The sequence below is a fragment of the Paenibacillus sp. 598K genome, from assembly GCF_003851045.1.
GTDB lineage: Bacteria > Bacillota > Bacilli > Paenibacillales > Paenibacillaceae > Paenibacillus_D.
Genome location: NZ_BFBX01000034.1, coordinates 57,152 through 59,937, shown reverse-complemented (window position 1 = coordinate 59,937; position 2,786 = coordinate 57,152). Strand labels below are relative to the sequence as shown.

4 protein-coding genes are annotated in these 2,786 nt (G+C 60.7%); 2 read left to right on the top strand and 2 right to left on the bottom strand.

From position 1 onward, the window contains the following. Positions 1-587 (top strand): amidohydrolase family protein (locus PA598K_RS12495; protein WP_148091934.1); only part of this gene is annotated, 587 nt, incomplete at its 5' end. Positions 588-733: 146 nt separating this feature from the next. Here PA598K_RS12495 and PA598K_RS12490 read toward each other — a convergent pair. Both PA598K_RS12490 and PA598K_RS36155 read right to left on the bottom strand, forming a co-directional pair. Beyond that, positions 734-1,156: an MmcQ/YjbR family DNA-binding protein gene (locus PA598K_RS12490; protein WP_128657285.1), complete on the bottom strand. Its 423-nt coding sequence runs from the start codon at positions 1,154-1,156 to the stop codon at positions 734-736. 168 nt (positions 1,157-1,324) lie between these two features. Continuing rightward, entirely contained in the window at positions 1,325-1,684 is a 360-nt protein-coding gene (locus tag PA598K_RS36155; RefSeq protein WP_185601882.1) for a hypothetical protein, read from the bottom strand. Positions 1,685-1,846: 162 nt separating this feature from the next. Between PA598K_RS36155 and PA598K_RS12480 the strand changes: the two genes are divergently transcribed. Next, the coding region (locus PA598K_RS12480; RefSeq protein ID WP_185601880.1) for a hypothetical protein at positions 1,847-2,786 on the top strand (940 nt) is incomplete at its 3' end.

Sequence of the window (2,786 nt, the reverse complement as noted above, 5' to 3'; positions counted from 1 at the left end):
CGACGGCGGCGCAGCTCGACGCCGCGATCCGGGCGGGCGCGCGGCTGGCGACGCATCTGGGCAACGGCTCGCATCCGATGCTGCCGCGCCATCCCAACTATATCTGGGATCAGCTCGCCGACGACCGCCTGTGGGCCGCCTTTATCCCGGACGGGCACCATCTGGCTCCCCATGTCCTCAAGGCGATGCATCGGGTGAAGCGGGAGAAGACGATCCTCGTCAGCGACTGCGTCAAGTTCGGCGGGATGCCGCCCGGCCGCTACCATTCGCTGATCGGCTCCCATGTCGAGCTCGCCGAGGACGGTCGGCTCTCGATGGTCGACCAACCGGCGATCCTCGCCGGCTCGGCGTACTCGCTCGATCGCGGCATCGCCGGCGCGCTCGCCTACACCGACATGTCGCTCGCCGAAGCGATCGACGCCGTCACTGTGCGGCCAGCACAGGTGCTGGGGCGGCCGCAGCTCGCCAGACTGGAGCCAGGGTCGCCGGCATGCTTCACCCTCTTCACCTGGGACGAAGCGGCTGGTGCGATCGATATCGTCGCGACGGTCACCGATGGGGTCGAGCGGGTCGTACGCGGCGAGTAGCACATATCATATACGAGACCACCTATCGCCTAGTGATCGCCCATTTCGGGCGAATCGACAGACAGCCGCCCGATCCGGTAAGGATCAGGCGGCTGTCTTTGTGCGATAGGCGGGCTATTCTTTTGTTGTGCTGACTATGCCTTCCGTTAATGAGGCTTCGCGTATTGCTCCAGCACTTGCTGCTGTAGCGCCTTAGGCGCACGGGTGACGTACGCGTCGAGCACGACACCCTCGACCTCGCGCCAGCGGATCGGACGGTCGAGGCGCACTCCTATCCAGCCGAGACGGCCGACATAGGCCGGCACGAAGTATTGCTCGGGATTGCTCTCGACCAGCACCTGCTGGATGCCGGCAGGCGCTGCGCACCATAGTGCCGTGCGGGCATCCCCATGGTGATTGACATGAAGCTGGGCGAAGGAATGCTTGTCTCTAATGAAGAAAGTCGGAGCGCCATGACTCGTACGCTCGCTGGCAGCAGGCAGAGACAAGCAGAGACGATTGACCCGCTCCAAGAGCGGCAGCCCGTCTGCCGAGTCATACAAAGCGACTTCCCGTTGTTCCCCGTTCATCATAATCCCTCCCATATATTGCTGTCTCAGGCTTCGCAGCCGGATGCATGCGTCTCTCCGTCCTCCTCTCGGCTATTGACTTGCTTCTATTCTATCATCCCTGTTTTCGACTGGATACGACTCTTTTCTTATGTTTTTCTCAGATTCGCGAGCAGCATCTCCCCGAGATCAGCTATCGCTGCCGCTCGCATTCTCTTCCCTGGCCAGCAGCAGCGCCCACAACGCCAACGAGTCGCCGATGATCGTAATAATCGCCGCCCACAATGCGATATCGTCCGATGCAATGCCAAATGGCGATGGCGTCGTCGTCGTTGTTGTGGTCGTGGTCGTCGTGGTCGTCGGCGGCGTGGTATCGATCGTCGTCTCGGTCGTTGTCGTCGTCGTATCTGTGGTACCTCCGGCATCGGTCACGGCCGGCACAGTGAAAGCTCGCTTCGAGCGATGCGACTTGGCAGGCGACGGCGTCTGCGATTGCGAGGACGTCCTCCTGCGGGGTCGCGGTCTGGAATCAGGATGCTGCCATACCATGCCTCTCGTCCCTCCTCTGTACACGCAGTCCGAACTGCATCGATACATTAGCCTATGCGGGCACCAGCCCGCATGCGTGGGCGTTTGACCCAACTCGGTGAATCCTCAGCAGCGTTCTTGACGTATTACTATACCATGTCCCGAATGCGGAAAGGAGAGTCTATGAACGATCAATTGACGATGCTGAACGAACGATTGCAGACAGCCGCCGAACGAAGACGACACAAGGAGAAATGGGAGCGCCAGATCAGCGAATATACCCGCCAGCAGCACGAGCAAGAGCTGATCGAGGCCCGCCTGAAGCGCCAACTGGAGTCCGAAAAAGCCGATGTGGCCAAGCTTGCCGGACTGTCGCTGGCGAATCTGTTCTATACCGTCGTCGGCTCCAAGCAGGAGCGTATCGATAAGGAACAGCAGGATGTGATCCGCGCCAAGCTCCAATACGATCAGGCCGTAGCCGAGTCGGCGCAGCTCAAGGAAGAAATCGCGCAGCTGCGCAGCCTGCTCACCGATGTGCATCTCGCCGAACAGGAGTATGACGAGCTGTTCGCACGCAAAAAAGCGCTTATCCGCGAACAGTACAGCGAGTTCCGGGAAGCGCTGGATGCGATTACTGATGAAGAAAACGAACGAAATGTGCAGAAGAAAGAGCTGGGCGAGGCGCTCGCTGCCGGTCATCGGCTGCGCGACCATCTCGACGCGGCGATGGAAAGTCTGTCCAAAGCCAAGCAATGGGGAACCTGGGATATGGTCGGCGGCGGCACCGTCTCGACGATGATCAAACGAGGCCATATGGACGATGCCAGAGAGCATATCCACCGCGCCCAGCATACGCTCGTTACCTTCGAGCAGGAGCTCGCCGATGTGCGAGCGATGCCGATCGAGCTGGATTTCGGTAGCGGCTTCCTCACCTTCGCCGACTATGTGTTCGACGGTCTGATCGTCGACTGGATGGTGCTAGGCAAGATCAAGGAGTCGCAAGACCGCGTCTCGCAAGCGCTCAGCGGCTTGCGTACGGTGCTCCGCCAGCTGCAGGAAGAGCTCGCTCGCACGGAAGGCCGGCTGACCGCGCTGCAGCAGCAGCGCATACGGCTCGTCGAGC

Bases quoted from the DNA above. Each gene is read 5' to 3' on its own strand.
- PA598K_RS12490 (WP_128657285.1), bottom strand. From the start codon at position 1,156: ATGAACGGGGAACAACGGGAAGTCGCTTTGTATGACTCGGCAGACGGG.
- PA598K_RS36155 (WP_185601882.1), bottom strand. From the start codon at position 1,684: ATGGTATGGCAGCATCCTGATTCCAGACCGCGACCCCGCAGGAGGACG.